This is a genomic window from Alcanivorax sp. HI0083 (assembly GCF_001635175.1).
Genome location: NZ_LWFX01001281.1, coordinates 1 through 2,911, shown reverse-complemented (window position 1 = coordinate 2,911; position 2,911 = coordinate 1). Strand labels below are relative to the sequence as shown.

At 56.9% G+C, this 2,911-nt stretch carries 4 protein-coding genes; 1 reads left to right on the top strand and 3 read right to left on the bottom strand.

Annotation, left to right across the window (positions count from 1 at the left end; genetic code table 11):
* A partial coding sequence (locus A3754_RS18985) for a bile acid:sodium symporter family protein (RefSeq protein ID WP_369817628.1) occupies positions 1-321 on the bottom strand: 321 nt, incomplete at its 3' end.
* Between the two features lies 1 nt (position 322).
* Positions 323-1,615, bottom strand: coding sequence for an NAD(P)/FAD-dependent oxidoreductase (locus tag A3754_RS18980; RefSeq protein WP_063520948.1), 1,293 nt, complete (start codon positions 1,613-1,615; stop codon positions 323-325).
* 161 nt (positions 1,616-1,776) lie between these two features.
* On the opposite strand from A3754_RS18980, the gene A3754_RS18975 reads away from it, so the two are divergent.
* Positions 1,777-2,742, top strand: a complete 966-nt coding sequence (locus A3754_RS18975) for an AraC family transcriptional regulator (protein WP_063520947.1) — start codon at positions 1,777-1,779, stop codon at positions 2,740-2,742.
* On the opposite strand, the gene A3754_RS26270 is transcribed toward A3754_RS18975, so the two are convergent.
* A partial coding sequence (locus A3754_RS26270) for a PLP-dependent transferase (protein ID WP_197468716.1) occupies positions 2,739-2,911 on the bottom strand: 173 nt, incomplete at its 5' end. The genes A3754_RS18975 and A3754_RS26270 overlap by 4 nt on opposite strands.

Below are 2,911 nucleotides of genomic sequence, written 5' to 3'. Positions count from 1 at the left end.
GACCGCCGTCATACTCACCGAAACCGCCACATTGGCCCGCCCCAGCCAGGTCATGATGTTGGAAAACGAGCCGCCGGGGCAGGACGCCACCAGGATCATGCCCAACGCCAGTTCCGGATCCACATTGAAGTACCAGGTGGTCAGGCAGGTGGCGGCAGGCAACAGCACGAACTGGGCAAGCAGCCCGACGATGGGTGCATCCGGGCGCTTGAGCACGCGTCGGAAATCATCGCCGGTGAGTGACAGGGAAACACCGAACATCATGAACGCCAGGATGACATTCAGGATCAGTAAGTTTTCACTTCCAAAGTGAACCTCCATCTCATGCCTCCTTTTTCAGGGCTGAGATGTGGCCGTTCACGGCCTTGCGGTAACAATCCTTGTTGACGTAGTACGCCATGCGCGCCAATTTCAGATAGGCGTAACCGCCATCCAGATTTTTTTCCGCCTCCTTGCGTACGGTTTCTTCCAGGGCTGCGGCGGCGGCACTCTTCTGCTCACGGGCACGAAGGTACAGGGCGACCATTTCTGCCTGCTCGTTACGCCCCTCCCAGCCCAGACCGGCGGCTTCCACCATCCCCATCATGAACAGGTTACGGTGTTCGGGATGAAACACATTGAGATAAAGCTGCGGTGCATCGCTGTTTTTCCAGTTGAGCTCGGCAGGATCGATAAAGGGATAATCCAGCTTGTAACCGGTGCCCATAAGAATCAGGTCATAATCCCGCGATTGTCCATTGACGAAGGTAACGGTATTTCCTGAAACGGCGGAGATATCTCCCCGCGGCGTGATATCCCCGTGGCCTATATGGTGCAGCACCAGTGAGTTAACCACCGGGTGGGATTCATACAATCTGTAATCCGGGTCCGGCAACCCGTAGTCACTGGGCTTGCCGATGATCATGCGGATCAGTCGGTCATCTACCCTTTGTTTGAGCGCACGGGGCAACTTGATTTTGCCACCAATGGAATCGGTGGCCTTACCGCCAATAAACTTGGGCAGGAAGTAATAACCCCGGCGTACGGACATATCCACGCTGGCGGCCCGGTGCACCGCATCCACGGCGATATCACAGGCCGAATTTCCACAGCCCACCACCAGCACCCGTTTGCCATCGAAACAGGAGGGATGCCGGTATTCACTGGAGTGCATCAATTCGCCATCAAAACGGCCCGGCAGGTTGGGCAGATTCGGCGTATGCAAGGTGCCGTTGGCAATCAGCACACCGGTAAAGCGGCGGCATTGCTCTTCCCCTTTCGCCTCGGTGGTTACCAGCCACTCATCACCATCGCGCAGCACCTGAACCACCCGGGTGGAAAATTCATAGTGCTCATACAGGCCGAAATGGGCGGCATACTGCTGGAAATAACGCTTCATCTCGCGATGGTGGGGGTAAGTGGCCACATCATCGGCCATGGGAAACTCTTTGAACTCGGTCATCGTCTTGGACGAGATCAGATGCGCCGATTCATACATGGTGCTGTGCGGGTTATCGATATCCCACAAGCCTCCCACATCGGTATTCAGGTCAAAACCGACAAAAGGAATACCGTATTTCTTCAGGTTCCTGGCCGTGGCCAGGCCCATGGGGCCGGCCCCTATCACTGCGTACATAGCTGTCCCGTTTTTATTGTGTCTTTTATTCGGTTACCGGTGCCCGACAAGCGAAGCGGAGCACAGAGTTTGGTATGCTTGCCACTCTAGGGCGGACAAACAATAGACACACGGCTATTTCAGGACGTTGTCACGGTTAATTCGGGACCTCACTCACACCCATGACGCATACTCCCACCGTTACGGTGCGCTTTACCCAGGCAATCAGCCAGGCTGCAGAACAGCTGGGCTTCGCGCTGCCTGCGTCACTGAAAAACGCCTTTGCCGAGCAAGAGCGGGTGAGCCTGGAATTACAGGGAGAAATCTGGGAAACCTTCTGCCAACAGGCCGACGACCCACTCATCGGCATCCAGTTCGGGCTGGCCATTCAGGTCGGGCATCTGGATACCGTGGGCATGGTGCTGATGAGCTGCGACACCGTGGCCGAAGCGCTGGATTCGCTGATGGACTACTACCCCATTGTTGGCGAAGGTGGAACCTTCGAATATGCCGTGGCAGGTGATGTGTGCGAAATCCGCTACCTGCCCCAATACACCACTCGGCTGGCAGAACGGGTGGAAGCCGCGCTGGCCTCCCTGTTGCAACTGACACGCTGGTCCACCGGCGAGCAACTTCAAGCCAGCGGCATCAGTTTCTCCCATCCGGCTCTGGCCGACCCGGATCGCTATCAACAACTGCTGGGTGTCCCCGTTGAATTCGAAGCTGCCCACAATAGCTTGCGCATTTCAGCCGCCGCCCTGTCGCTGCCACTCATCTACGCCAACCCGGCGCTTTGCCAGCACTTGCGCACCCTGGCCGACCAGCTGCTGGAGCAACTGGGCAGCCAGTCGTTAAGTGCCAGCGTCCGCGACCTGTTACGTCAGCATCCCCGCTGGGGCAAGGAAAAAGTGGCCGAGCAGATGGCCATGAGCGGCCGCCACCTGATCCGCAAACTCAGCGAAGAAGGCACCAGCTTCAAGCTGCTGCGCGATTCACTGCTGCAGGGCATGGCTGAACAGTCACTGAAGGAAGGGTCAAAACTCTTTGATATTGCCGACAAATTGGGCTTTTCCGATGAAAGCGCCTTTGCCAAAGCCTTCAAACGCTGGACCGGCATGACGCCGGCCCAGTTTCGTGCACAAATTTAAACGGCCAACAGCGCCTGTTCGATATCTGCCAGGATATCGTCCACATGCTCGATACCAATGGACAGACGCACCAGGTCTGCGCTGACACCCGCCTTTTTCAGCTCTTCATCATTCAACTGCCGGTGTGTGGTAGTCGCCGGATGGCACGCCAGAGACTTGGCATCACCAA